Raw genomic sequence first — 26,323 nt, 5'->3', positions numbered from 1 at the left:
AATGGAAGAGATTGATTATTCCAACACGATGGCATTATTAATCGGATCAAGTGAGTTCCCTGAAGATCTCACAATAAATGCTATTCCGAATGTTTCGGCTAATCTCAAATTCCTAAAAGAAAGCTTATTAAATCCTGATATAATCGGTATTCCAGAATCGAATATTATTACCTCGCTAAATGAAAATAAGATTCAGATCGAAAGAAAGATTTACAGCATTTCCGAAAAAACAAGAAATAAAAAATACACCTTGTTAATATACTATACCGGTCACGGAATCTTAAGTTCAACGGATTACCAATTATACTTAGCAACAAATAATACAACAAGACATTATTTAGAAAGTGATGCGATTAATATTGAAAATTTTAAAAAATACATTAAACGCTCTTTAGCGGGAAGAAAGATCGTTATTCTTGATTGTTGCCATAGCGGAGCAGTAATCGGAGCGATGGGAGATGTTAAAAGTTCAATACAGGCAGGCCTTAATGGATTCGAGGGAACTTATGTTATGACTTCTGCTGCGGAAGATGAACCTTCTTTGTTCCCTGTTCAAAACGCTGAAATTCCCACGTATTTTACAAGTAAGCTTTTAGAAATAGTAAATGCCGGACTGGATAATGATCGTGAATATTGCTCACTAAGAGAAATTTTCACTAAAATAAGAAATGACTTTTCTGCTGAAGGATTGCCGCTTCCACAACAGTCTAATTTCAACAATGCAGACGAGCTTTATTTTGCAAAAAATATACAATTTGTAAATAAAAAAATAAATGAACAAACAGCGTGGGAAAATGCTTTACAAAAAGACGAAAAATGGGCTTACTTCGACTTTGTAAGAGATTTCCCTAAAAATCCTAATATTAAAACCGCTGAGCAGAAAATTGCTGATTTAGATGAATTAGAATTTTGGAGTAATACTATTAACATGGTATCGGCTTATGCAGCTTATATGAAAGTGTATCCGAGCGGTAAATTTTATAATGAAGCAATATCAAGAATTGAATTAATACGTAAAAAAGAACAGCGTGAAAAGGAGGAAAAGGAAAAACAGAACGAAGAATTGCGACTAAAACAGGCTGAGGAAGAAAGGCAAAGATTAGAACAATTGAATTTAATACAGCTCGAAGATCAAAAAAAACAAAAAGAAGAGGAAGAACAAAAAGAAATAGAAGCCGACGAACAATTGAAACTAAAACAAGCTGAAGAAGAAAAGCAAAGATTAGAACAATTAAAATTAAAAGAGCTTGAAGAAGAAAGAGAACTACAAGATGCTAAAGAACAAAAGGAAAGAGAAGCTCAGGAACAATTGAAATTAAAACAAGCCGAAGAAGAAAAACAGAAATTAGAAGAATTAAAATTAAAACAACTTGAGAAGGAAAGAGAACTACAAGATGCTAAAGAACAAAAAGAAAGAGAAGCCCAGGAACAATTGAAATTAAAAGAAGCTGAAGAAGAAAAACAAAGATTAGAAGAACAACTTAAGCAAAAGCAAATTGAAGAAGAAAGATTCTGGCAAACGGTAATTGGTACTAATACAACTGGAGTTTTTAAAAAATATCTCAATACTTATCCTGGGGGAAAATTTGTAAACGAAGCCACGCAAAGAATTGAAATATTAAAAAAAGACGGTAAGGAAGAAACTAAGCTACCCGGCATCCTCATTTCACTTTTAATAAAGTACTGGAAAATTATTACAGGAGTGGCTATTGCAATTATCATAATATTTATGGTCATTGAATTTAAACGAGAACCTTCACCAACAAACCCTATAGATGATAACCCAAAAGATAGTATCGCGGCTACGGATTCTATCGTATCCAATGTAAAGATGGCTACTGATACATCACTAAAGTCTCAGCCATCTACAGAAGTACCGATGTCAGAAAGCTTAATGAGTGACATAAAAAAATATTCAAAAGTTGATGTCTTATATAACGCAGACATGCAAAACATTTTTGATGCCATTATTAATGCTCCACAAGAGCAGCAACAACAGCCTTTTGTTAAGACGTTTAAGGATAAGTTTAATGCTGCAAAAGAAGCAAATAATAACTCGAAGAAATAAGACAGATGTGAATTTATTTATATTAACAGACATGTTAAAATTTATTTGTTTATGAAGTATTTAATTACCTTCCTTCTTGTTGCTTTCTTTTATAATTTGTCTGAAGCGCAAGAAAAAGAAACATATAACTTTTACTTAAATAAAGGTAAAGCCCAATACGATTCAGGTCATTATAACCGTGCGAAGGATTATTTTGAAGCGGCTCAGATAAGTCAGGGCGCTAATGCTAAAGAGATTGAGCATTGGATTAATAATGCAAATGCAAAATTAGAAAGCAATAATAAAACCGGAGTAACAAAAGCTACCAACAATTTTGCATCTAAGCTAAAGGAAGCTGATGCCAATTTTGAGTCCATGGATTATTCGAAGGCCGTTGCAATCTATTTAAAGTTTGCTGATAACCTAAGGGGTGAACAATGTTATCGTCTGGGATGGATGTCTCAATTCGGTGAAGGTGTTGATACCAATTATAATAATGCTCTTAAATGGTATAAGACTGCGGCTGCGAAAGGAAATGCTTTGGCCAATTACAGTATAGGAATAATATATTCGGAAGGATTAGGTGTAGATCAAAATTATACTGACGCTATTTCCTGGATAAGAAAAGGAGTTGAAGCAGGCGAGCCTTTTGCAATGAATTCACTTGGCCTTATGTATCAGGACGGTAACGGCATAACGCAAGATTATTATGAAGCTTTAAACTGGTATAAGAAATCAGCCGGAAAAGGAAATATCAATGGTATTTTAAATATCGGATATCTGTATGAAAACGGATTTGGCGTAAACCAAGATTATCCTAAAGCTTTAGCTTATTTTCAACAAGCTGCTGAAAAGGGATCAACTATGGCAATGAATAATATAGGCGTTTTATATAGATATGGGAATGGGGTTGCAAAGGATTACACTGAAGCAATGAAATGGTTTCAAAAAGCAGCAAATTTTGAATTCTCATTCAACTTACTTTATTATAAAAAGAGTATTGATGACGGTATGGGTTATGCAATGGATAACATTGGCGATTTATATTATTACGGTCTGGGAGTTTCAAAAGATTACTATGAGGCCTTGCGATGGTATCGCAAAGCCATCGGAAAGAATAATGTCAGGGCTGCTTATTATGTTGGTTTAATGTTTCAATATGGGAGAGCCGTTGCTCAAGACTACAATGAGGCATTGAAATGGTTTAAAAAGGCCGCTGATCTTGGGAATACAAGTGCTATGAACTCATTGGGCGGCATCTACCTAAAAGACGATTATAAACCACATGATTATTCTCAATCTTTATTTTGGTATCAAAAAGCTGCAGATAAAAAAAACATTTTTGCTATTGGAAATTTAGGCCTTTTGTATGAAAACGGCTATGGTGTTTCTCAGGATTATGCAAAAGCGTTGAAACAATATAAAGAAGCTGCGGATTCGGGAAGTACTTGGGCTATGAATAAGATCGGTGCACTGTATGAAAATGGAAGGGGTGTGGCAAAAGAGTCTTCGGAAGCTGCAAAGTGGTATCAAAGATCGGCCGACAAAGGTGATAGCGTTGCCATTAAAAAGCTTGAGGAACTGGCGCCTCCCATTGCAACTATACCATTTGAACTCACTTCAATGAATGATAAGTTTTTTGCAATTGTGGGCTCCGTCAAAGGAACTTATGATCTGCATGCAAACTTTATTAAATTCAATATTGAAAGTTGCTCTATTCATTCACGGAGCAAGGCAGAACTTCCTGATATGCAATATGATGGAAAAAGAAGGATAGTATATTTTACTCTTGGTATTGAGGATGATTTTTCCGGTAGTTCCTGGACTATCAAACAAGGGAGCGATCAAATCGCAATCAATAAAGAAATACTGCCGGGTGAAACAATAAATCTTAGCCAATTAAGTTGCAGAATTCCTTTAACAGATATCAAAGATATTTCCCGGTATCAAATTATTGGGACGATAGGTCAAACAAGTTGGTTGAAGGGCACTGAAAGTGATGTTGGAACTTCTTATATTCATGGCACATATTTTAAAAATAAAGCCGATAATTAAAAAAAGTAAGATTGCTTTTTCGAGTAAAGTAGCTTTTATTGGAGATCTTTATATCGATGGTATTTACTTTTGCAAAATTAATTTGACAAAAAAAAATGCAATTCAGGACATCCAGGTACTTGAAGGCGAGCATATGTTTTCCCTAAAAAATGTTTCTTCAATTTCCGACAACAAAATTGTAAAAAACTCAGGGAAAAACGATAGTGTAATAATATCCAGAAATGTTTCTATCAAATTTGAAACGGAAAGGTGGTACGATGAAACTAAAGAAGGTATGGGGAAAGCTATTATAATTCCCCATTAACCTTGTTGTTGTAAGAATGTGGATATATTTTGTATGTAGTCAAAACAACGTAGACTTTTTGATAGAGAGTATTTCTTGATTTAAAACACGAGGTTGTTTTTATAATGTGAGGAATCCAGTTCAATCTCATCAATTCCTTACGATACAAGTTTATTTTCCTTCTAAAAGGTCGGTGTTCTAATCCACTTACCTTTTAATAATTAGAACATTACTTTTTATATTCCCTTTTTAGACTATATTTTTTATTGTGATGCTAATAGATCGCTAAAACCCCTTATGAAGGATGGCTTTTAGGAGGCTGATCCTAATTTTAGCGTCAAATAAATACGACCTATAAATTAGGATAAAAAAATATCCTCCCCGATATTCAAAATGGGAACAAACTTTAAGGGAATATTATTCTGATTTTTTTTTCCTTTTTACAATTGTTCACTAAAATTGAAAAACCGTTTAATAGCAGCACAGAAATGGCCTATAAAGAAATCTTCTCCTCTTTTGCAGTTGGTCAATCATGTTTCCTTATATCACTGTCATATTGTGGTGTTTTTCTCCCGCCCCGGAAGAAAAACACTGATTGTATATTTGCAACACTTAAGTTGAATGAGCTAAATTAGCTCTAATGATTATTCACACACCAAAACCACGCTTATGTCCAACAGAACTCATGTTGAATGCTACTTTAAAAGTGATGAATTAGCCGCACTTTGTAAAGGTTGCACAGATATTGTAATTCATTTTAACGCTACTTATTATGCCGATGCGCCGGCAAAGTTTGAAATTTTTGCTACGCAATTAAAAGGCAGTGCCAGAAAAATTAAATCACGTAAACCCCTTCCCTCGGGTGATGGTGGTGGGGACGTTGTGCCCGGCTGCCCCACGCCCTGCAAGTAATTTAATTGTAGAAAACAATCTATGTAATGACACCGTTAGAATCCTTTTTTAAAAACTTTTTGGAGCCACTGAGCTACTTCGTGTATGCGCTGGTTTTTCTGCTAAAAATAAACAGGCAAAGAAGTTTATTGAATGGAATTCTTTTTGCCTATTACGCATTTGCTGCGTCGCTGCTTTTGTTTGCCAGTATAATTGCAATGGCAGTGGACCAGGCCGATAATACATGGATGTACAATATTTTTTACCTCGTTACTATCTGCGTTCTCTCTTATTATTTTCATGGTCTTTTAATTACCAAAACCAAAAAAGCTACGGTCACCATATTATTGGTAACTAACGTGGTTATCTTTATCTGGCATGATGTTTTTTCAGGCCATTTCTTTAAAGCATTTAACGACCAGGAATATGCCATCTGTTTTATCAGCATTGTAATGTATGCATTGCTGTATTTTGACCAATTGCTGAGAAATGTAACGGAGCAGGATATTCTTTTCCAATTCGACTTCTGGCTGGTTTCGGGATATCTTGTATATTTTTTAGGAAGTTTTATAATAATTTTATTCTACAGGTCTGTTGATATAGATGACAGCGGTAATGTGTGGGCCCTTCAAAATATAATTCTTTTTCTGAGTTCGGTGGTTACCTTAGCAGGGTATTTAAAGATACCTTCCCCGAAAAGGATGTATTAGATGAGTTATGATAAAGATTTTTATTATTACTACTTTTCTTGTAATAGTAGCAATAGGAATTATTGTGCTGGTACTGGTATATCAAAAAAAGCAGTTGCAATACATTGGCGAAAAAAAGCAATTGAAAGATACTTACGAGAAAGAGATACTGGAAAGCAAGCTGGAGATACAGGAGCAAACGCTTAAATATATTTCACAGGAGATACATGATAACATAGGGCAGGCGCTGAGCCTGGTGAAGCTGAATATAAATACTATGAATCATGGCGAGCCTGAACTGCTTCAAAATAAAATTTCCGACAGCCGTCAGCTAATAACTAAAGTGATACAAGACCTGAGAGATTTATCAAGAAGCCTTAATACCGATTACATAATGGAATCAGGCTTATCAAAAGTAATAGAATATGAGCTGGGCATGATAAAGAAAAGCGGTGTCTTTGAGGTTGTTTTGGAAACACAGGGAGACGAATACCGCCTGGAAAACCAGCAGGAGCTTATACTCTTCAGGATCTTGCAGGAATCTCTCAACAACATTATTAAACATTCCAGGGCAACCACCATTAGCATAAGAGTATTATATGAGCCTCGCCTGTTTACGTTAACAATTAAAGATAATGGTGTGGGATTTGATGCGAGCCAGCTGGACAATAATAATTATAATAAATTTGGGTTAGGTTTACGGAATATGCTTAGCCGTGCAAAAATTATTAACGCCTCTTTTAAACTAACGACTACCATAAACGAAGGAACTTTTATAACGCTTACGCTTCCGCTGGAAACCGCTAAATTATAATTATGCAAAATATAGTTTTGGTTGATGATCATGTATTGCTCCGCCAGGGGCTGGCTAACCTGGTAGAAAGTTTTGGCGATTATAAAGTGTTGTTCCAGGCTGATAACGGCGACCAGTTTATTGAGCAGTTATCTGCTGACAGGTTACCGCATATTGTTTTAATGGATATTAATATGCCGGTAAAAGATGGTTATGAAACATCAGTATGGCTTAAAAAAAATTACCCGGCAATAAAGATACTTGCCTTATCTATGTACGATAATGAAAATTCGGTAATAAGAATGTTTAAGGCCGGGGCTAAAGGATATATTTTAAAAGACTGCGATCCTTCTGAATTAAAGAATGCCTTACATGCACTGGTTACAAAAGGCTTTTATTATTCTGAAATGATAACGGGAAAGTTAATTCATAACATCAATACTTTTGATGATACTGAAAATGAGGTGGCCAAAATCAATAAATTTAGTGAGAGGGAAATTACTTTTTTAAAGCTGGCCTGTACGGAATATACTTATAAAGAAATAGCAGATAAAATGCTGGTGAGTACAAGATCGGTGGATGGCTACCGTGATGGCCTATTCGAAAAGCTGAATGTTAAATCGCGGGTAGGGCTTGTGCTGTTTGCCATAAGAAATGGTATCATAACCTTATAATTTTACCTTAGTTTCCAAATCTTCAGAGCGACACATTAGTGCTTCACGACAAATTCAGGTTACTTTAATTCTATTTTTTCCAGGTCTTTCCTGGCCGGTGCGGTAAGCATTTTCCCATCTCCATTAAACCGCGAGCCATGACACGGGCAATCCCATGAACGTTCTGCGTTGTTCCAGGAAACCTGGCAATCAATGTGGGTGCAGGCAGGATTTACCGCGTGTACTTTCCCGCCTTCATCTTTAAATAATGCAATAGATTGCCCCTGGTATTTTACCACTTTTGCCTCGCCATGCGCCATATCTGCAAGTTCTTCCATCTTTGGAGAAGGGAACAAGCCGCCAATTAACTTCGCAACAACATCGGCTGATTCTTTTATAAAATCTTCAAAGCCTGCCATTGGTTTTACTCTTGCCGGGCTAAAAAGTTTTTCGTATTCGCTGCTTCCTTTTACCAGAATATCTGTAAGCACTCTTGCCGCAACATGGCTATACGTTATTCCATTGCCTCCATAGCCTGTAGCCACATACACGTTGGAAGGATTGCCGGGTAAATGCCCGATATACGGTAAGCCGTCAACCGGCTGGTAATATTGCGATGACCATTTGAATGGGATTGATTCAATATTAAAATAACCACGGAGGTAACTTTCCAATTTTGTAAAACACATATTGGTGTTCTCAACATGCCCTGTTTTATGATCTTCGCCACCGGCAATTAAATATTTTTCACCATCCACCTCCTGCGTACGGTAGTAATGGTAGGGATCATACATATCGTAAGCAAGATTCGCAGGATAATTATCATTGGCCAGTTTTATTGCCATTGCATAACTCCGGTAAGGCGCACAGCGAAAATGCAGGATGTTTACACCCGGCGGAACATGGGTCGCATAAATTAAAGCCTTTGCACGAATGGTTCCCCGGTCGCTCGTTACTTCAAGGGATTCTCCATCCTTTACATTTGTTATCCTGCAGCCCTGCAATAAAGTGCCGCCCGCATCTTCAAAGGCCTTTGCTATTCCATATAAATATTTTGTCGAGTGAAATTGTGCCTGGTTTTCAAAGAGGACGGCTTTCCTAAACGTAACGGGCAAAGGAATAGAGCCACTATAAATTACATGGCAGCCCGCTTTGAGAGATGCTTCATAAATTTCGTCGAGCTCTTTGTCTTGTTTTTCACCCTGCGAAAAAAGATATCCCTTTTGTTCGCTGAAGTCACAATTAATATTATAGTCTGCTATATTTTTTTTGATAAGGCCAATGGCATTATTTGCGGCAGTACACACCAATTGTGCATTATCTTCCCCGAAATTCTTAGCTATTTCGCTGTACGGGCTATCCATAAAATTATTCAGGTGAGCGGTTGTGCCGCCGGTGGTTCCAAAGCCAATAGTTGCGGCTTCGGCTATCAAACATTTTTTGCCTGCCTTCTGTAAAAGCAATCCCGTACTGATACCAGTAATACCACCGCCAACTATCAACACATCATAGGTTATCTCCGGCAGGCTATGTGTTTGTGAGACATAATCCGGGATATTATGTTGCCATAAACTTATCGTTGCACCATCTCGTTGCATAAGCTTTACATTTTTTGAATGTGGGATAATAAATTCAGTGCACAATTATAACGCCAACACGTTTTTGATGGCATGATTTTGCGGTACTATTTAATAATGCATAAAAAATAACCATGGAAAGTTTATTACTAAGCAGCCTTATTCCTTTACAGGAAAAAGGTAAGCAAACGGATGTGGAACACTCAATAACGTTGAACACAAGAGAAGAAGCACAGGATGCTTTTAAGCGTGCTTGGAAAAGGATGCTTAATATTAATATCTGGCACAAACTAAGCGGTTTTGCAAGTGCGCATTTTGTTCTAAAAGACAAAGAGGTTAATGATGGTAACCGCCTTGCCAAAGTGGGAGACTATCTCCGGATAGATATACCTGGGCCGGGCCCTGCTTCCGGTGATGGTTATGACTGGGTGAGAGTAGATGATATTAAAGAAGTTTTAAATAACGATGGCGAAAACGAAAGTGTGGGCATGAGGGTACGCTCCTGTAAAAATCCCAATAAAGAAAGTAACGAGACAGCCCATTTTTTTACCAGTGATGCCACATCCACTTTTATTATTAACCGTAACGGTAATACAGTAATTGCGGCCTACCATGGCCGTAATGAAGTGCTGAATACTGATACAAAAAAATTAACCGATAAAATCAGGAACACGGTGGTGGGCACCTCGGGGTTAATGGGTGTATCAGAATTGCAATGGTCGAGGCTGATGAAATCTTTCCTGGAACGGGAAGTTTAAGATAAACAATGTAAGCCGGTTCATTCCCGGTTGTTGCGCCTAGCCTGGTTCCTGGTAAATGCCCAAAATATTTCCTGCAGGATCGCTAAAGTGGGCAGTTATTTCAGGCGCATCTTTTCCTAACTCCTGAGTTATTATTCCGCCATGGGCAACAATAGCATCCAGTGTGGCTTTCGCATCATCTACCATAATTGAAATAATAATACCCGGTTCGCTCAATGGCTTTCTTCCCAACACCCAGGTGCCGCTTACTTCGCCTACGCCATCATCGAAAGCAATATGTCCATCGCCCCGCTTTCTTATATGCCAGCCAAAAACATCTTTATAAAACGATGCAGAAATATCAACATCTGCAGCAGGAATTTCGAGGTAACAGATTTTACCATTGCCGTAAGTTGGCTGTTTATTTTCCATTTTTATTTATTTTATTTTGGTTAAATAAACTCTTTTAGAAGATGAGTTTCCAAATGTACCAATTGCTTATAAACTGAAATAATTATTCATAAAGGAGATAAAAATTATTATTCCACATCAATGCCATTTAGTGATCTACATTATTGGAACAGGGCCGCTTATGTAAGTAAATTGCATAGAAATTAAAATATAAATTATGTATAGAAATATTGAAAAAGTTATTGCAGCGCCGTTGGTAAAAATGGGGGCGATAAAATTGCGGCAACCCATACCCATTGCCGGAACCGAACAAATAAGCCCGTTTATTTTACTGCATCATTTTGATATTAATATGGAGCCCGGCCATAATAATTTTGACGTGCCGCCACATCCGCACCGTGGCTTTATGCCCATCACTTTTATGTACGAAGGTGCGGTAGAGCATGATGATTCACTGGGTAATACCAAAGTGATTGGCGATAATGAAGTGCAATGGATTAATGCCGGGAGAGGTATTATTCATTCAGAAAAAACAGGGAAAGAATTTGGGAAGAAGGGTGGGAGGTTCCATGGCATACAGCTATGGATCAATTTACCGGCTGCTCAAAAAATGAACACCCCTTCGTACCAACCTATTACAAAAGATGAAATTGTGCTGATTGAAAAAGATGGCGTTGAGTTCAGGCTGGTATCGGGAAACTATGAAGGTAAAAAAGGGCCGGCAAAATCGGATGTAATTACCGCCATGATACGCATGAAAGCCGGCAGCGATTATTCTTTAACGTTACTCCCAAGTAATGATGTGTTTCTTTATGTACTGGAAGGCGCAATAGAAGTGAATGGTGAAAAAGAATTAAGCCGTTATGACTTCGCTTCGTTTGAACATAGTGATAACAAAATTCATCTGACGGCCAAAAGCGATTGTGCGTTATTGTTAGGTTCCGGCGATCCCATTAACGAGCCGCTGGTGAGCCATGGCCCTTTTGTAATGAACACACAAACAGAGATACTGGAAGCCATGCGTGATTACCAGGCCGGCAAGATGGGATTTTTGTATTAAAGCCTTTCCCTTTCCAAAGAAGAAGGAATGTGACTTGAAAAAATTGTTATCAAATTCCTTACGAATTCGTGAAATTTGAATGAAAATAATTATTAAGAATTATGGAACAGGAACAAGTTTGCGAACACATCAGGCATATTACTTCTTTAAAACATCCGGGGGATTATGTATGCGAAGAATGCATCAAAACCGGCGATGAATGGGTGCACCTTCGCACCTGCCAAACGTGTGGCGCCACGTTATGCTGCGACAGCTCGCCTAACATGCACATGAGTAAACATAGCCGCCATACAAAACATCCCGTAGCCATTTCTGCTGAGCCCGGCGAGCGATGGATGTGGTGTTATGCAGACGAAATTTTTGCAGAGTATTGAATCGTGAATGGTCAATCGTGAATGGTGAATGGTGAATGGAATATCTTTATAAATCTGTTAATTAAACTAATATAATATTTTATGAAAAAAGAATGGCCGGATTTGCAATATGATAAATTGAAGGATACCATTGCCACCGTTCAGTTATGGACGCAGATTGTAGGTAAAATAAAGCTGATAAAAATGCCATGGCTTAATCATTCGTGGCATGTAACTTTTACTGTTTCACCACATGGATTAACAACAGGGGGCATTAATTATAATAAAGGGATATTTGAACTATCGTTCGATTTTATCGATCACCAGCTTCTAATCATCACCAGTGAAGGCGACAATGAAAGAGTATCTCTCTATCCCAGGACTGTTGCTTCTTTTTACAATGAGCTTTTTGAAAAATTAAAAGCTTTGGATATTGATGTAAAAATTTATGCAAAGCCAAATGAAATAAACCCGGCTATACCTTTTGAAAAAGATGAGGTTCACCAATCGTATGATAAAGAACAGATCAATTTATTCTGGAAAGCGCTTGTAAAAATAGAACCCGTGCTTAATAAATTTCGTGCAGGCTTCAGCGGTAAATGCAGCCCGGTTCATTTTTTCTGGGGCAGCTTCGATTTGGCCGTTACCCGTTTTTCAGGAAGAGTTGCCCCTAAATATTCGGGCGTGGTAAATAATATTCCGCTCAGGGTTATGCAGGAATCGTATTCTCATGAAGTGTCCAGTGCCGGCTTCTGGCCCGGCAATGAAGCGTTTCCGCACCCGGCATTTTATTCTTATGCTTATCCTATACCTGCCGATTTTGGCACGCAAAAAATTATGCCGGTTGAAGCCTTCTACAGCAAAGAAATGGGAGAGTTTTTCCTGTTATATGATGATGTGAGAAAAGCAGCATTTCCCGAAAAAATGTTGATGGAATTTCTGCAATCAACTTATGATGCAGCAGCCGAGACCGGGAACTGGGATAAGAAATCTTTGGAGTTTAATTATTTTTAATCCTTCACTTCTGCTTCTTAGAATATTATTGAAAAGGCAATCATGAAGGTGATAAGGAAAACAAATATGAGCGCCACAATAAAAATATTCCCCGGCTATCTTTCATAGCGTATTGGTAAATTTTCTTTGCGGAACGAATGAATAAGAATGAAGAAGTATTTAAAATATGCGCTGATTTATTCTTGCCTATACCATTTAATGTGCTTTAATTTTTAAATGAACGCTGATAAAAATAAACAAGATAACAGGAGATGCATATAAGAGTTTTTTTTAAATAACACCTTATCCCAAAACTATTAAGCTTATTAAAAGATAAAAAAGTGGTAAACCTGTACCGCCTGTCCCGGAAAGAAATTATCATTTACAAGTTTTCTATATATTTGAAAACGGTTCAGAAATGTTTTTGAATTACTAAAAAAAACTAAAATTATAACAATGAAAAAATTATTCACGATGGCGCTGCTTGCTTCAGGGTTAATGGCAAGCATACACGTAAAGGCCCAGGCCGAGGAAGATAAAAGTAAAAGGCCAAGCCCACCTGCAAAAGTCACCCAAAAAATAAACAGCGGGGCAACCATTTCCATCGATTACAGTCAACCCTCTGTAAAGGGAAGAACAATTGGTAAAGACCTTGAACCTAAGGACGGGCAGGTTTGGCGTACCGGTGCCAATGAAGCAACTGTATTTGAAACCGATAAAAATGTTACCATCGATGGTAAGAAATTAGCCGCAGGCAAGTATGGTTTGTTTACTCTGTTCAGTGGCAACAAGGTTACCATCATATTTAACAAAACATGGAAGCAATGGGGCGCCTTCAAATATAAACAGGCAGATGATGCGTTGCGTGTTGACACTAAATATACTACCGAAGCTTCTCCTATCGAAAAAATGACTTTTAAAATAAGTCCTGCCGGGGAAGTTACTTTGCTATGGGGCAACCGGAAGGTGGAATTTAAAGTGCATTAATTAATATCTATATATAGAAATGGGTTGCCTGAAAAGGCAACCTTTTTTATTTCCTTTGTTTCAGCAACGAATAAATTATGGTGTCGTGAAAAGCGCCATTAAAGAAATAATCTTCTTTAAAGTATGCTTCCTTTACAAATCCCGTAGATTCCAACAACTTTGCTGATGCTGTATTGTGGGGATTAACGTTCGCTTCAATGCTGTGCAGCTTCATTTCATTAAATCCAAAATCAATTACACGTAACAAGGCTTCCTTCATAATTCCTTTTTTCCAAAAGGCCGGGTGAAGCATATAACCGACTTCTGCACGGTAATGCTCTCTTACCAGCCGCCAGTAACCAATGTTTCCAATCAGCGTGCGGGGCCGCTCTTTTAAAGTAATACCCCACATGATGCCGTTATTACTATCGAGTGCTGCATCAATCTTGTCAATAAAAAGCTCTGCATCGCTGATAGTTTTTGTTCTTTCCCTGTCAATATATTTCATTACGTTCTCACTAGATCGCAGGTATAAAAGTTCTTTTGCATCACCGGCTATCATCCTTCGCAATAAAAGTCTTGCTGTTTTTATTTCAGGAAAAGGGGAGAAGTTGGGGTAAAGCATGCTGGATAAATTGAAAAGTAAAGTAGCAATTTTTGTTGGTATGTAATAACTAAATTCTATGAATAAATTTTAAACCAACCTGTTCTTTCGTTATAATTACAGTAATGAATAACCAGCAAAAGATTGATTTTAAAAATACATTAAAAAAGAGATGTATTGAAATTATAGAACAAAGGATCTTATCCTGTTACCATGCCATGGATAACGCGCAGGCTGCCGCAAATGAACAGGAGAAAAGCAGTGCGGGAGATAAGTATGAAACCGGCCGTGCCATGAACCAGATTGAGAAAGACATGCATGCCCGTCAATTGGCTGCTAATAAAAATGATCTTGCAAGCCTGATGGCTGTGGACTGCAGCCATGTTAATGAAAAAATAATACCTGGCTGTTTTGTAAAGTGCACGGGCGTTTCTTTTTTTATTGCTGCAGGGCTTGGTAAAATAAAAGTTGAAGAAGAAACCGTTTTTCTATTATCACACCATGCGCCCGTTGCAAAGATGTTGTATCATAAAGAAACCGGGGATACTATTTTATTCCTCGGGAAAGAATTGCTAATAGAAGATTTGTATTGATGTAAAAACAAATGCCACAAAAAATTGTGGCACTTAGTTTTCATTATGGGTTTTACTTATTTAGCCGTGTCGGTTTGCATTTTACCGGACATAGAATTTTGATCGGTTTTTACATTGCCTTTAGTGCCATCCATTTTAAAATAGTCGCCTTCCTGCATGGTAATGGTAGTACCGTCTTTCATCTTTACAGTTCCCGCGGGCATAACGGTTGTGCCGTCAGCCAATACAAGATTTTGCGTCAATACAGCAACCTGGCCGGCTCTTCTTTGCAGTACTTTGCCGTTTTTCATAATAACTCCATCGGCATTCTGCATGGTGTGCATCTGGCTCATGTTGCTCATTCCATTTGTTGAATCTTGTGCAAATGAGCCGCTCGTAAGGCCTAATGCAAACAATGCAATTAATACTTTTTTCATAAATTAGATTTTTAGGTGTTTACAATAATTTTTTTTATAAATAAAAATGTTAGCGACCTATAGAGGCCAAAATCATACCAACTGACCGGATGAAATGTTAAGAGTGTATGATTTTTTTAAACAGCAGGAGAGACAACGGGGTGGAAGAAGTATATTTTATACGCTTTTATTTTTCGTAATCTTTTTAAGCTTGAAACTTTTGGGTTCTATTTTTTCATCACCCATTAAATGCCCCCATGGCTGGAGACTTTCTACCCTGTCGAAAATAATTTTAATGATTGCTATCACGGGAATTGATAAAAACATCCCGGGAATGCCCCATATCAACTCTCCAAGTACAACTCCTAATAATGTTATGAACGCATTGATTCTCACCTTGGAACCAACGATTAGAGGAAGTAAAATATTACTATCTATGAGATGCATAGACACCACGGTTATTATTACCAGCAATACTTTAGAAGCCAATGCAGTGGTTGCGAAAGTGATGATAATATTCAACAATAATGCGGTAAAGATGCCGATATAGGGAACTATATTAAACAGTGCAGTAATGAGCCCCAGCAGGATGGCATATTTAATACCCAGCAGCAAAAAAACAGAACAGCAAACAACAGCAACAGTACTCATTTCCAGTAAAAGGCCCAACAGATATTTTCTTATAATGTATTGTACTCTTTCAACAATATCAAATACAATAGACGAATTTTCTTCTTTAAAAACATCAATTAAAAATTTCAACAATCTTCTCCTGTAAAAGAGCATAAAGAAAGTATCGAGTATAACAAAAACAAGAAATAATAACAAAGATGACAGTGAAAGAACTGTTGCTCCAATAACGGTAGGTGTTGCGTTTTCAATTTTAGTAGTCGCTGAATTTACATAGTCCATTTGCTTTGCAATATTCACATGAAATGTAACAGATATCCATTTCTGGAAATCCTGGAGCGATGCAAGGATTTGCGCTTTAAGCTGGGGGAGATCGTGCGAAAGGCTTGAAACTTCAGAACCAACTACCAGTAATATAACAGCAATGGAAGCCAGCAATAACAATACGGAAAGGGCCGATGCTGCACTTCGATGTAATTTCATTTTCTTTTCAAAAAAAACAGTAACGGGTAATAGCAATATGGAAAATAATAATCCAAATAAAAGCGGGCTCAAAACCTCTTTACCTAAAATGGTCAGGTAACCCAAAGCAATAATCGCAATAAGTACCATTGCAAGCTTAAAGTAAAATGGCTGCTGATCTGATTTTGGTAAAGACATGCAATTATATTATTAAATGAATTGGAATGTAAAGGAAATGAAAATTAAAACACGATATAAAAAAAATACGGTGCCTTTAAATATAGCATGCATCTCTGAAAGAAATAATCTAATATCTTCATCATAAAATTTTTAGATGAAAGAAATTAAATGGGGCATTATTGGATGTGGAAACGTTACTGAAGTTAAAAGCGGCCCGGCTTTTAATAAAGTAAAAAATTCTTCCCTTGTTGCGGTAATGCGGAGAGATGGCGCCAGGGCAAAAGATTATGCAAGCCGCCATCATGTACCGAAATGGTATGATGATGCCATGGCACTAATAAACGATAAAGATGTTAATGCAATTTATATTGCCACGCCGCCTTCATCCCACGAATCGTATGCGCTTGCTGCATTCCAGGCAGGCAAACCTGTATATGTGGAAAAGCCAATGACCTTAAATTATTCTTCAGCATTAAACATGGTGAAGGCTGCAAATGAAACTAATATGAAATTATGTGTTGCTCATTACAGGCGTGGGCAGCCGTATTTTAATAAGATTAAACAAATAATAGATGATAAAATAATTGGCGAGATAAGATTTGCAAATCTTGCGTTTTATAAAAAACAACTTTCAAAAGAGGCGCTTGAGCTAACCGGGAATAAATGGAGAGTAGACGCAGGAGTTTCGGGCGGCGGACTATTTCATGACCTTGCGCCGCACCAGTTAGATCTTATGTATTATTTTTTTGGGCAAGCCGATTATGCAAAAGGTGTTGCTATAAATCAATCACGCTTTTATAATGCAGATGATGCAGTAGCGGGAAATATTGTATTTAAAAATGGAATATTGTTTAACGGGCTATGGAGTTTTAGTGTGAGCAAAGACGACGAAAAAGATGTTTGTGAAATTGTCGGGTCTGAGGGAAGTATTAGCTTTAGTGTTTTTAATGAGCAAAAAATATTTCTTAACAGAAATGGAACAACAGAAGTAATTTCTTTTACTCCGCCGCAACATGTACAGCAGCCTTTGATTGAAAAAGTAGTGGACTATTTTTTAGATAAAGGTCCTAATCCATCCAGTGGTAGTGATGGAGCCGAAGTGATGCATTTGTTAGATGCCTTTACACAACCGTAAAGTAATTTTATTTAAAACCAATTTCTTACTAAATAAAAAAAATTCATGTATTCGTAATAGTTAGCATCAAATTTGCAGGCACAAAATTATTATGAAAAAACACCTGGTAATTTGTGCAACTTTCTTTTTGATAAGTTCAGCCTTTTCGCAAACCAACAATACGTCGCAGGATACTCTTTCCCGCGACTCTTTAAAGAACACATTGATTAATGATTCTTCTAAAAATCTTTCTCCTGATGCTGCATCGTTAACCAATCTTTCATCTGCTGCCCCAACCGCAAAATCAAAAACGAATGCAGAAAGTGTTTTTAATAAAAAAACAAATGGAGTATTAATCAATAAAAATAATTCGCCATACAAAACTCATTTTGTAACGGATGGACTTGTAATAACAGCTGCTGTAGCAACTACCCTTGCAGGTTATACGTTGATTAAAAACAAAAATGATCTTACACCTGCAGAGCTTGCAACTAAAACAAAGGATAAACTTCCTTTTTTTGATCGCGGAATTGCGGGGAATTATTCGACGCAAGCCAATAAAGACAGTTATATTTTATTTGATGCGTCGTATGTAATTCCCGTTGCTATGATATTTATTAATAAAAATGAAAGAACAAAAGCAGGACAATTAATTACATTATACGTGGAAACCATTGGCATAACGGGAGCGATGTACACGCTAACCGCGGGACTTGTTTATAGAAGCAGGCCTTTTGTTTATGGTGATAAAGCTCCGCTCGATAAGCGGCTGGACAAAGGCGGTCAGCGCTCTTTTTATGGCGGGCACGTTGCCACAACAGCCGCGGCTACCTTTCTTACGGCAAAAATATTTTCTGACTTTAATCCCAATTCAAAACTGCGTCCATACATATGGGCAGCTTCAGGAATACTAACGGCAAGTATGGCGTATATGCGTATGCAAGCCGGTTATCATTTTTTTAGCGATTGCGTACTCTCCGCAGCAATTGGTACTGCTACCGGGATATTAATTCCATCGCTGCATAAAAATAAAAATTTTGAAAAAATAAGCATGGCGCCTGAAATGATTAATGGCAATGCAGGTATGCACCTCACGTATCGTTTTTAATGAAAACGTTTTTAAGCAGATTGTGTTGAAGTCTTACATTATGAATGCAACACTCCAAGCCAGTCAATCATGCGACTGGTGAAGCCATATTCATTGTCGAACCATGCAACAATCGTACAATGATTGCCGATAACAGAAGTAAGTGTGCCGTCAATAACACAAGAGTGAGTATTACCTTTAATATCCAGCGATACAACGGGTTCATCGGTATAGTCAATAATCCCTTTATAGGAGTTATTTGCCGCTTTTTTAAAAAGTAAATTGATATGTTCAGCAGTTACTTCTTCGTGCAACTGGATTGAAAAAAATGCCATGGCGCCATTTGCAACCGGAACTCTTATAGAAGAAGAAGCAACCTTATTTTGCATTGCAGGCATTAAACGTTCCATCGATTTATGTAAATCTATTTCAACGGGAATAACAGATTCGGCCGCAGCTCTTCCGCGCCTAAAGTTCTTATTAGGCGCATCTACAAGCTCCTGCCGTGAAGTATAAGAATGCAAAATATTAATGTGGGCAGATATTATGCTAATTGAATTTAAAATGTAAAGAACATGAATGGAACAATTCGTCATACAGCCGCCCGGGGATATAATATTAATATCATCCGTTAGCCTGCTTTGATTAAATCCATAGATCAATAAAGGAATATCATCAGCACCGGTGGTTGATAGCAACACCTTTTTAGCACCAGCGGTTAAATGTTTCCCCGCTTTTTCTTTAGTAGAAAAGTTTCCGCTGCATTCCAGTACCACATCGATGTCCAACTCTTCCCACGGAAGTGTTTCCGGATCTTCTTTTTGAAACACAGCAATCTTTTTATTTTGTATTTCTACGTATTGATTTTCTATAATAATGTTCTTTGCAAAAGTTCCATATACTGAATCATATTTTATAAGATAGGCGAGATTGTCGACCGGCATAATATCGTTTACGGCAACAACCTCTATTTTTTCATCATCTATCAGCCTTCTGAATAAGAGCCGACCTATTCGTCCCATTCCATTTATAGCTATGCGCATAGAGCAAGAATTATTTTAAAAAATGCAAATATCGTTCACAATAATTATTGAATAAAATTGATTTGCAGGATAACAAAAGAAATTTGAGGAAATCCGGAAAAGAGAAGATAATTACTGGTAATGATGAATGCTTAATTTAAAAGTGCCTTAAAACTTTCTTCTTCCCTAATGTTGTTGAGCCATATATCGGTCTTTGCGTTTTGCCTAAACTCGGGTTTCAGTTCTATTGCTTTTTTCAGGCTTTCGATGGCTTCTGTCTTTTTATTTTCTTTGGCAAAAATGCAGGCTTTATTGTACCATGGGTTAGGATCAGCCGGATTGACCTTTATCGCCTTTTCAAAAGCTACCATTGCTTCATCAAAACGATCCAGGTACATTAATGCATAACCTTTTCCAACCCATGAATCTGCATAGTCAGGATTTAAGCTGGTTGCGGATTCGAACTGCTTAAGCGCATTTTCATATTGGGTAAGATCAGTAAAATTAACTCCGTTATTGTGATAGGCGAGGTACAGGTAGCTGTAATCTTTATAATTATTAATTACAATATTATTTATTTCAATGGACTTGGTGTATAATTTAAGAGCGCCGTATGCAAGGCTCATATATAAATAAGCATCAGCGGCATTCTTTGCTTTTGAATCCTTTTCCAAAGCATTGTTCATGTCAGCAATAGTCTTATTGTAATCTTTGTTGTCATAAGCACTTATTCCTTTATAATACCAATCGTCGAAGGTATAATCGTTCTCAGTTTTTGTACTCTTTAAAAGCTGGTTGTATTCATTTACCTGCTGCAACGACGACTTATCGAGATTATCCGGCGAAAGATCCTGGTTATTCAACGCCTGGCCGGTTTCGGTAAGCCTGATTTGTTTTTGCAGCAAATTATCATCTGCTTCTTTAAACTGGCCCGATAAGAATAATCGCATGTAATTGTATCCATAATATAACCCGAATATGCTGAAGTAAACGATACAACAAACGGAAAATATTTTTACAGAATCTTCAGCGCCTACGGCTGTTTGTATATAATTTCCAACCGAAATTAGATAAGCCGGGATTCTTTTTATCTCGATCAAGCCCAGGCCTATAATTATTTTTGTAAGCCAGTCAGAAATATCGACAAGATTGGTGCTGAGGTTATAGGCTGACTCTTTATCAGTATTTCTCTTGGGGATACCAAAAAGGAACCCTAAAAAAAATCCTGACATATAAGAGGCCGATGCAATAAGTATAAAAAGAAATAAGATTTTCCACCCAGCCTTTTGGAGATTAAGCGTGTAACCGACAATGCCGGAGAAGCCCGCTAAAAGACCCAGCCACAGAGTGTTGTTAAGATTACTGGTAATCTTCTGAAGGGCTTCAGCGCTTAAAGCTGATAAATTTTGAGTGACCCTTTCAACTGCTTTTGTATTTGAATCGGGGAACATATCTTAAAATTATAAATATTCCCCAGATTTTTTATTACACTTTGATATAAATCTTTTTCTTGTCGAGCCAGTAGCCAACGCTCCAGCAAACTAACATGTAGGCAATAGCAAAAAGTAAGGAACCTAAATAGCCTCCGGCATAGCTAAAAATATTTTGATAGATCCAGCGAAATAAATTGGTATTGGCACCAACCGGTATGGTGAAAAGTACAGTAACCAATAGCTCAGATAATAAATATATAAACAAAGTATTTTTTCCAAATACCTGGAAAAACCTGGTCCAGCTCACTTTGTTTTGAATTTGTATAATATAAATAAGTGTCCCGATTATTACACAATCAATCCCGATGGTATAAACAACATAGCTGCTGGTCCATAATTTTTTATTTATCGGTAATAGTAAGTCCCAGAAATAACCGCATATCATCAGGGCAAATCCCGACAATAGTAATTTAGTCACGCCTTCATAAGAATTTCCTTTTTTCTGAATCCATTGCCCCACAACAAAACCACCAACCGCATTGCTGATAGCGGGTAAAGTACTCAGCCAACCTTCGGGATCAAACGCAACGCCCTCTCCGTGATACATGTGATTTTCGCCCATGAGCCACCTGTCCAGTTTAAAGCCTGCATTGCCTTGCATTGACAGTGGTTGGGCTGCATCACCAAACCAATATAATATGATCCAATATAGAAAGAGCAGCACGACACATATAATAACAGTCGTTCTTACTTTCAAAAAATAAATCATTAACGAGGCAATACCGTAACACAAAGCGATACGTTGCAAAACTCCCATAATACGGGTATGGCTTATAGGAAAGGCTACAAAATTGTGATTTTTATCCAACCTGAAAAAAGGAAACCAATACATTAAATATCCCAGTAAAAAGATAATCGCAGTACGTTTCAAAATTTTCCAGACAACCTGTTGCTGCGACATGTTTGCCCACTTCTTCATTACAAAACTCATAGCATTTCCTACCGCAAACAGGAAGGAAGGAAATACAAGGTCAGTAGGCGTAAAGCCATTCCATGCAGCATGGTGTAGTGGCGAAAAGGTAGTTTCACCGTTTCCCGGCGTGTTTACGATAATCATAAAACAAACAGTCATACCGCGAAATACATCTAAAGCAACATTGCGTTGTTGCATAGAGGGAGTTGTTAATGTTGTGGACATTTATTAGTGGATTTTAAGAATAAGCAGATCGTAGTTTAGATTTTAAAAGTACATTAATTAATTGAAAATAGGCGAGACCCGAAAATATTGAGATGGTAAGTTTTATTAAGTAAAAATTTTAATTCCACCTGAACCATTTAATTCCAAGAAAAGAAAATACAAGCGCATACGCAAGTGTGGCCACTAAGGCAAGAGTAGCATCGTTGTTCCAGGTAACTGGTTGCATTGCTGCCGCAAGTATGGTTTTTACTGTACCAAATGGCGACCAGTGAATTATATTTTTAAATTCCATATTATCGCTTAGTTCGCCAAACATACCGAGCATAATAAACGCGATGTAAACCAGCCGCGTGGTTGAGTTCACAGTTTCTGCATTTTTTATAAGGCCTACAATCATTTGGCCAAACCCGAGATACAAAGCTCCGCCGAGAAAAGCAGTGATGAAAGTAAGTATATAACCTGCAGGCGTAAGTGCAATTTTATCTACCCGGTAACCAATAATAAAAACACCCAGTGTAAGCACTGCAATCATTCCCAGTTGTACCAACAACCTGCTCATCATTATAAAAGGGGTTGGCACCGGTGTAACCCTTAAACGCTGAAATACTCCTTTATCACGGTCACGGGCAACCGAAATTGCATATCCCATCATACCGATTGATGTAAGGCCAATAGTTAATGCGATAGAAAACACGAACGCTCCTCCTAACTTAGCAATGAGCCCCTTCCAGGAAATTAAAATGATTATTGGCACCAGCAGCGACATGATCACAGAACGGCGATTGCGCCATTGCGTGGTAAAGTCTGCACGCATTAACGATAAAAAAGCATCAGATGGTTTTGGTATTTTAGTTTCCATTTTTGTTTATTTTAAGCACGAACGGTTTTGCCGGTAAGGCCAATAAAAACATCTTCGAGTGTTATTTTTCCTTTTCGTGAAGCACTTATTACAGCAGGATCGTTTCTGTATAAATCAATTAAACCTTGCGGAGTATCAGTGGCAATCACTTTACCATGATCAATAATCGCTATCCTGTCACAAACTGCTTCTGCTTCTTCCATAGAATGAGTGGTGAGTAATACGGCATGGCCTTTTTCGCGAATGGCTTCAATGCGTTCCCAAAGTTGCCGCCTCGATTGCGGATCGAGACCGGTAGTAGGTTCATCGAGCATTACTAATATAGGATCATGAATAGTTGATATTACTAAAGAAACACGTTGCTGCTGGCCCCCGGATAGTTGTCCGAATTTTTTTGAAGCTGCTTCTTCCAGTTTTATATCCTGTAACAACGCATTTAATTTTTCGGAGGTGAGATTAACTCCATAAATACCCGCATATAATTTTATAATTTCTGTAATGGTAAGCTCGGGTTGAAAACTTGTTGCCTGCAATTGTACGCCCATATTGGCTCTCGCATGAAGCGGCTGTTTGCTTATATTAAAACCCGCAACAGTTATTTCTCCTGACTGTGGCTTTAATAATCCTTCAACTGAACTGAGCGTGCTCGTTTTACCGGCACCGTTAGGACCAAGCAACCCAAAGATTTCGCCTGATTTAACATAGAAAGAAACGTTACTAACGGCTTGAAATGTTCCGTAAAATACATTGAGGTTTTTTACCTGTAATATGGATGAGCCAGGTTGGTCAATCATTTTTGTTTTGTTTTGAAATGTGATTTCCGGGTAGCAAATCTAAAATATTTGACTTGCAAACATTGGAAACGTACCGGTAACCGCCAAAAGAAAAAGTATGAGTGGTTAAAAATAAAACACCTTTGTCTTAGTTATAACTCTATTCTTTCGAGATACATTAAGACATCCATTAGATCGGTCCATGAACTTTGCCATTTATGCTTCGCTTCGCTTAATTTTTCGTGATGATCTTTATCCAGGTTGCCTTTGGTCTTTATATATTCATCGATCTTTTCTAATGATTTTTTATTTAGTTCTTCAAGCTCTTTTTTATGTTCCATGATTTTTTTTATAAAATTACACCATATTAATCTCTAATTAACCCCCTGATATAACGCTGAAGTTTTGTTTACCGTGTTAGATTACCATTTATCAAAAAATTTTGTTTCAAGATAGCGTTTATCCATATTTTAGATTTTTAAAATACCATTATGACAAGAATCTTGTTTGCCTTTTTTACACTGTCAATTTCATTTTCGTTAAACGCCCAGAATCTGTATTGGCCGCGTGATTTAAAAAAAGCTTATAAAAATCAAACACGATCCAACGATGGATATCCTGGTAAAAAATACTGGCAAAATACAGGTACTTATAATATAACCGTTACCGCTATGCCACCTGACCGTACTATTAAAGGAACCGAACAAATTGCTTATATTAATAATAGCCAGGATACCCCAAGAGTGCTTGTGTTTAAATTTATACAAAACATTCATAAGCCCGGTGTAACAAGGTTAGGACAAGCGTCGACTGATTATCTAACGGATGGCGTACACGTAGATGCGTATACCGAGAATGGAATTGCAAAGAACTGGGGGCAGAAAAATTCCGGCACCATACAGTTTATCCGGTTATCAAAACCATTGATGCCACACGATTCTGTACAACTTACGTTTGACTGGCATTATCAAATATCGCTAAAAAGCGGCAGGGAGGGGATGATTGATTCTACGACTTATTACCTCGCTTATTTTTATCCCCGGGTTGCAGTTTTTGATGATGTAAATGGATGGGATGATATTGAACACAATGAAGCACTTGAATTTTATAATGATTTTAATAATTATATTCTTCATGTAAAAGTGCCTAAAAATTACCTGGTTTGGGCAACAGGAAACCTGCAAAATGCAAAGGAAGTACTTCAGCCAAAATATGCAGAGCGTTTGAATGAATCAATGAAAGCGGCAAATACAATTCACATTGCGGATGCTGCTGATATTGCCGCACAAAACATTACCGCACAAAATTCAGTGAACACGTGGACATTTGCTTATAACAACATTACCGATGTTGCTCTCGGCCTAAGCGATCATTATGTATGGGACGCCTCAAGTGTTTTAGTGGATAAAAAAGCAAACCGCCGGGCAAGTATACAAGCGGCCTATAATGATACTGCAAAAGACTTTCATCATGTTGTTGAATTTGGACAGAGGGCATTAAGTTTTTTATCAACCCAATGGCCGGGCGTTGCCTATCCCTTTCCTAAGATGACCGTTTTCCAGGGATATGCGGGAATGGAATATCCAATGATGGCTAATGATGAAACTTATAATGATTTTAATTTCTCCCGGTTCGTGGAGGAGCACGAAATTTCTCATACGTATTTTCCTTTTTATATGGGCATTAATGAAACCCGTTATGGATTTATGGATGAAGGATGGGCAACAACTTTTGAATTGTTGTACAACAGATCAGTTATGTCGAAAGATTCTGCAGATGACTTCTATAAACAGTTCAGGGTAAATGGATGGATAGGCGATGATAATGCAGATGAAGATCTTCCCATTATCACGCCCGGCGAAAACCTTTCGGGGCGGGGGCTTGGCAATAATGAATATGGAAAACCTTCACTGGCGTACTTAGCCATTAAAGATTTATTAGGTGATGAGATGTTTAAAAAATGCCTCCATGGTTTTATGGAACGCTGGCATGGAAAACATCCGCTTCCCTGGGATTTTTTCTATGCGTTCAATAATGTTTCAGGACAAAATCTTAACTGGTTTTGGAATGCATGGTTTTTTGGCAATAATTATATTGACCTGGCAGTAAATAGTGTTCATCCAATAAATAGCGGTTACCAGCTAACTATTGAAAATATTGGCGGATTTCCAGTACCAATCGACATCCAACTCAATTTTAAAGATGGCAGTACGCAGGTTATTCATAAATCACCCGTTATTTGGGCGGGAAATCAAAAACAGGTAATGATAGACATTACTGTTAAAAAAGCGCTCCAATCAATACAGTTAGTAACTGATATTTTTGTTGATGCTGATGAAAGCAATAATTTTTTAGAGAATAAATGATTTGCCTCAAAATTGCGGAACGCAGATTTTGACTGGAGTAATTGCAAACGCGACCTCTATGCCAGGATAATGTTGAAGAAACTATAAGCTAATTGC

At 37.5% G+C, this 26,323-nt stretch carries 27 protein-coding genes; 16 read left to right on the top strand and 11 right to left on the bottom strand.

Features of this window, described 5'->3' with window-relative positions:
- Position 1: 1 nt before the first annotated feature.
- The 7 genes from FW778_RS22220 to FW778_RS22190 all read left to right on the top strand — a co-directional run bounded on the left by FW778_RS22220 (position 2) and on the right by FW778_RS22190 (position 7,432).
- Positions 2-2,068: a caspase family protein gene (locus FW778_RS22220; RefSeq protein ID WP_150417098.1), complete on the top strand. Its 2,067-nt coding sequence runs from the start codon at positions 2-4 to the stop codon at positions 2,066-2,068.
- 51 nt (positions 2,069-2,119) lie between these two features.
- Complete coding sequence (locus tag FW778_RS22215; protein WP_150417097.1) at positions 2,120-4,102, top strand: tetratricopeptide repeat protein; 1,983 nt, start codon at positions 2,120-2,122, stop codon at positions 4,100-4,102.
- A gap of 82 nt (positions 4,103-4,184) precedes the next feature.
- Entirely contained in the window at positions 4,185-4,406 is a 222-nt protein-coding gene (locus tag FW778_RS22210; RefSeq protein ID WP_202552435.1) for a hypothetical protein, read from the top strand.
- Positions 4,407-5,054: 648 nt separating this feature from the next.
- Positions 5,055-5,297 (top strand): hypothetical protein, encoded by a 243-nt coding sequence (locus tag FW778_RS22205; protein ID WP_150417095.1) that lies wholly within the window; start codon positions 5,055-5,057, stop codon positions 5,295-5,297.
- Positions 5,298-5,323: 26 nt separating this feature from the next.
- Positions 5,324-5,986, top strand: a complete 663-nt coding sequence (locus FW778_RS22200; RefSeq protein ID WP_150417094.1) for a hypothetical protein — start codon at positions 5,324-5,326, stop codon at positions 5,984-5,986.
- A gap of 7 nt (positions 5,987-5,993) precedes the next feature.
- On the top strand, positions 5,994-6,779 hold the full coding sequence (locus FW778_RS22195) for a sensor histidine kinase (RefSeq protein WP_150417093.1): 786 nt from the start codon (positions 5,994-5,996) through the stop codon (positions 6,777-6,779).
- Between the two features lie 2 nt (positions 6,780-6,781).
- Positions 6,782-7,432 carry a response regulator transcription factor gene (locus FW778_RS22190; protein WP_150417092.1) on the top strand — a complete coding sequence of 217 codons (651 nt, stop codon included), beginning with the start codon at positions 6,782-6,784 and terminating at the stop codon, positions 7,430-7,432.
- A 59-nt stretch (positions 7,433-7,491) separates the two neighbouring features.
- Here FW778_RS22190 and FW778_RS22185 read toward each other — a convergent pair whose 3' ends face one another.
- Positions 7,492-9,009, bottom strand: a complete 1,518-nt coding sequence (locus FW778_RS22185; protein ID WP_150417091.1) for an FAD-dependent oxidoreductase — start codon at positions 9,007-9,009, stop codon at positions 7,492-7,494.
- 113 nt (positions 9,010-9,122) lie between these two features.
- On the opposite strand from FW778_RS22185, the gene FW778_RS22180 reads away from it, so the two are divergent.
- On the top strand, positions 9,123-9,746 hold the full coding sequence (locus FW778_RS22180; protein ID WP_150417090.1) for a hypothetical protein: 624 nt from the start codon (positions 9,123-9,125) through the stop codon (positions 9,744-9,746).
- Between the two features lie 39 nt (positions 9,747-9,785).
- On the opposite strand, the gene FW778_RS22175 is transcribed toward FW778_RS22180, so the two are convergent.
- Complete coding sequence (locus FW778_RS22175; RefSeq protein WP_150417089.1) at positions 9,786-10,160, bottom strand: VOC family protein; 375 nt, start codon at positions 10,158-10,160, stop codon at positions 9,786-9,788.
- 196 nt (positions 10,161-10,356) lie between these two features.
- Between FW778_RS22175 and FW778_RS22170 the strand changes: the two genes are divergently transcribed.
- From FW778_RS22170 to FW778_RS22155, 4 genes are all read left to right on the top strand, one after another.
- Positions 10,357-11,199 (top strand): pirin family protein, encoded by an 843-nt coding sequence (locus FW778_RS22170; RefSeq protein WP_150417088.1) that lies wholly within the window; start codon positions 10,357-10,359, stop codon positions 11,197-11,199.
- Positions 11,200-11,300: 101 nt separating this feature from the next.
- On the top strand, positions 11,301-11,573 hold the full coding sequence (locus tag FW778_RS22165) for a UBP-type zinc finger domain-containing protein (protein WP_150417087.1): 273 nt from the start codon (positions 11,301-11,303) through the stop codon (positions 11,571-11,573).
- An 81-nt stretch (positions 11,574-11,654) separates the two neighbouring features.
- The gene (locus tag FW778_RS22160) at positions 11,655-12,566 is read left to right on the top strand and encodes a DUF5996 family protein (protein ID WP_150417086.1); all 912 of its coding nucleotides are present in this window, start codon (positions 11,655-11,657) and stop codon (positions 12,564-12,566) included.
- A 435-nt stretch (positions 12,567-13,001) separates the two neighbouring features.
- Positions 13,002-13,532: a DUF2911 domain-containing protein gene (locus FW778_RS22155; protein ID WP_150417085.1), complete on the top strand. Its 531-nt coding sequence runs from the start codon at positions 13,002-13,004 to the stop codon at positions 13,530-13,532.
- Between the two features lie 46 nt (positions 13,533-13,578).
- Here FW778_RS22155 and FW778_RS22150 read toward each other — a convergent pair whose 3' ends face one another.
- On the bottom strand, positions 13,579-14,136 hold the full coding sequence (locus tag FW778_RS22150; RefSeq protein ID WP_150417084.1) for a GNAT family N-acetyltransferase: 558 nt from the start codon (positions 14,134-14,136) through the stop codon (positions 13,579-13,581).
- 104 nt (positions 14,137-14,240) lie between these two features.
- Between FW778_RS22150 and FW778_RS22145 the strand changes: the two genes are divergently transcribed.
- Positions 14,241-14,708 carry a hypothetical protein gene (locus FW778_RS22145; RefSeq protein WP_150417083.1) on the top strand — a complete coding sequence of 156 codons (468 nt, stop codon included), beginning with the start codon at positions 14,241-14,243 and terminating at the stop codon, positions 14,706-14,708.
- A 56-nt stretch (positions 14,709-14,764) separates the two neighbouring features.
- On the opposite strand, the gene FW778_RS22140 is transcribed toward FW778_RS22145, so the two are convergent.
- Positions 14,765-15,124, bottom strand: a complete 360-nt coding sequence (locus tag FW778_RS22140; RefSeq protein ID WP_150417082.1) for a DUF6799 domain-containing protein — start codon at positions 15,122-15,124, stop codon at positions 14,765-14,767.
- A 156-nt stretch (positions 15,125-15,280) separates the two neighbouring features.
- On the bottom strand, positions 15,281-16,393 hold the full coding sequence (locus FW778_RS22135) for an AI-2E family transporter (protein ID WP_150417081.1): 1,113 nt from the start codon (positions 16,391-16,393) through the stop codon (positions 15,281-15,283).
- A gap of 136 nt (positions 16,394-16,529) precedes the next feature.
- Here FW778_RS22135 and FW778_RS22130 point away from each other — a divergent pair, with 136 nt between their 5' ends.
- Together FW778_RS22130 and FW778_RS22125 are read left to right on the top strand one after the other, a co-directional pair.
- On the top strand, positions 16,530-17,510 hold the full coding sequence (locus FW778_RS22130; RefSeq protein ID WP_150417080.1) for a Gfo/Idh/MocA family protein: 981 nt from the start codon (positions 16,530-16,532) through the stop codon (positions 17,508-17,510).
- Positions 17,511-17,601: 91 nt separating this feature from the next.
- Positions 17,602-18,597, top strand: coding sequence for a phosphatase PAP2 family protein (locus FW778_RS22125; protein WP_150417079.1), 996 nt, complete (start codon positions 17,602-17,604; stop codon positions 18,595-18,597).
- Between the two features lie 38 nt (positions 18,598-18,635).
- Here FW778_RS22125 and FW778_RS22120 read toward each other — a convergent pair whose 3' ends face one another.
- The 6 genes from FW778_RS22120 to FW778_RS22095 all read right to left on the bottom strand — a co-directional run bounded on the left by FW778_RS22120 (position 18,636) and on the right by FW778_RS22095 (position 24,202).
- Positions 18,636-19,619, bottom strand: a complete 984-nt coding sequence (locus tag FW778_RS22120) for a type I glyceraldehyde-3-phosphate dehydrogenase (protein ID WP_150417078.1) — start codon at positions 19,617-19,619, stop codon at positions 18,636-18,638.
- Positions 19,620-19,750: 131 nt separating this feature from the next.
- Positions 19,751-21,049: a tetratricopeptide repeat protein gene (locus tag FW778_RS22115; RefSeq protein ID WP_150417077.1), complete on the bottom strand. Its 1,299-nt coding sequence runs from the start codon at positions 21,047-21,049 to the stop codon at positions 19,751-19,753.
- Positions 21,050-21,083: 34 nt separating this feature from the next.
- Complete coding sequence (locus FW778_RS22110) at positions 21,084-22,229, bottom strand: acyltransferase family protein (RefSeq protein ID WP_150417076.1); 1,146 nt, start codon at positions 22,227-22,229, stop codon at positions 21,084-21,086.
- A 118-nt stretch (positions 22,230-22,347) separates the two neighbouring features.
- Positions 22,348-23,088 carry an ABC transporter permease gene (locus FW778_RS22105; RefSeq protein WP_150417075.1) on the bottom strand — a complete coding sequence of 247 codons (741 nt, stop codon included), beginning with the start codon at positions 23,086-23,088 and terminating at the stop codon, positions 22,348-22,350.
- A gap of 11 nt (positions 23,089-23,099) precedes the next feature.
- The gene (locus FW778_RS22100) at positions 23,100-23,882 is read right to left on the bottom strand and encodes an ABC transporter ATP-binding protein (RefSeq protein WP_150417074.1); all 783 of its coding nucleotides are present in this window, start codon (positions 23,880-23,882) and stop codon (positions 23,100-23,102) included.
- 131 nt (positions 23,883-24,013) lie between these two features.
- Positions 24,014-24,202, bottom strand: coding sequence for a hypothetical protein (locus FW778_RS22095; protein ID WP_150417073.1), 189 nt, complete (start codon positions 24,200-24,202; stop codon positions 24,014-24,016).
- 150 nt (positions 24,203-24,352) lie between these two features.
- Here FW778_RS22095 and FW778_RS22090 point away from each other — a divergent pair, with 150 nt between their 5' ends.
- A complete protein-coding gene (locus FW778_RS22090; protein ID WP_150417072.1) occupies positions 24,353-26,227 on the top strand; it encodes a M1 family metallopeptidase in 1,875 nt (624 codons plus the stop codon).
- The last annotated feature ends 96 nt before the right edge of the window (positions 26,228-26,323 follow it).

Origin of the sequence: Ginsengibacter hankyongi (genome assembly GCF_008710285.1) — a bacterium.
Lineage (GTDB): Bacteria > Bacteroidota > Bacteroidia > Chitinophagales > Chitinophagaceae > Ginsengibacter > Ginsengibacter hankyongi.
Note: the sequence above shows the minus strand (reverse complement) of the source record. Positions and strands in the feature narration are given on the sequence as shown.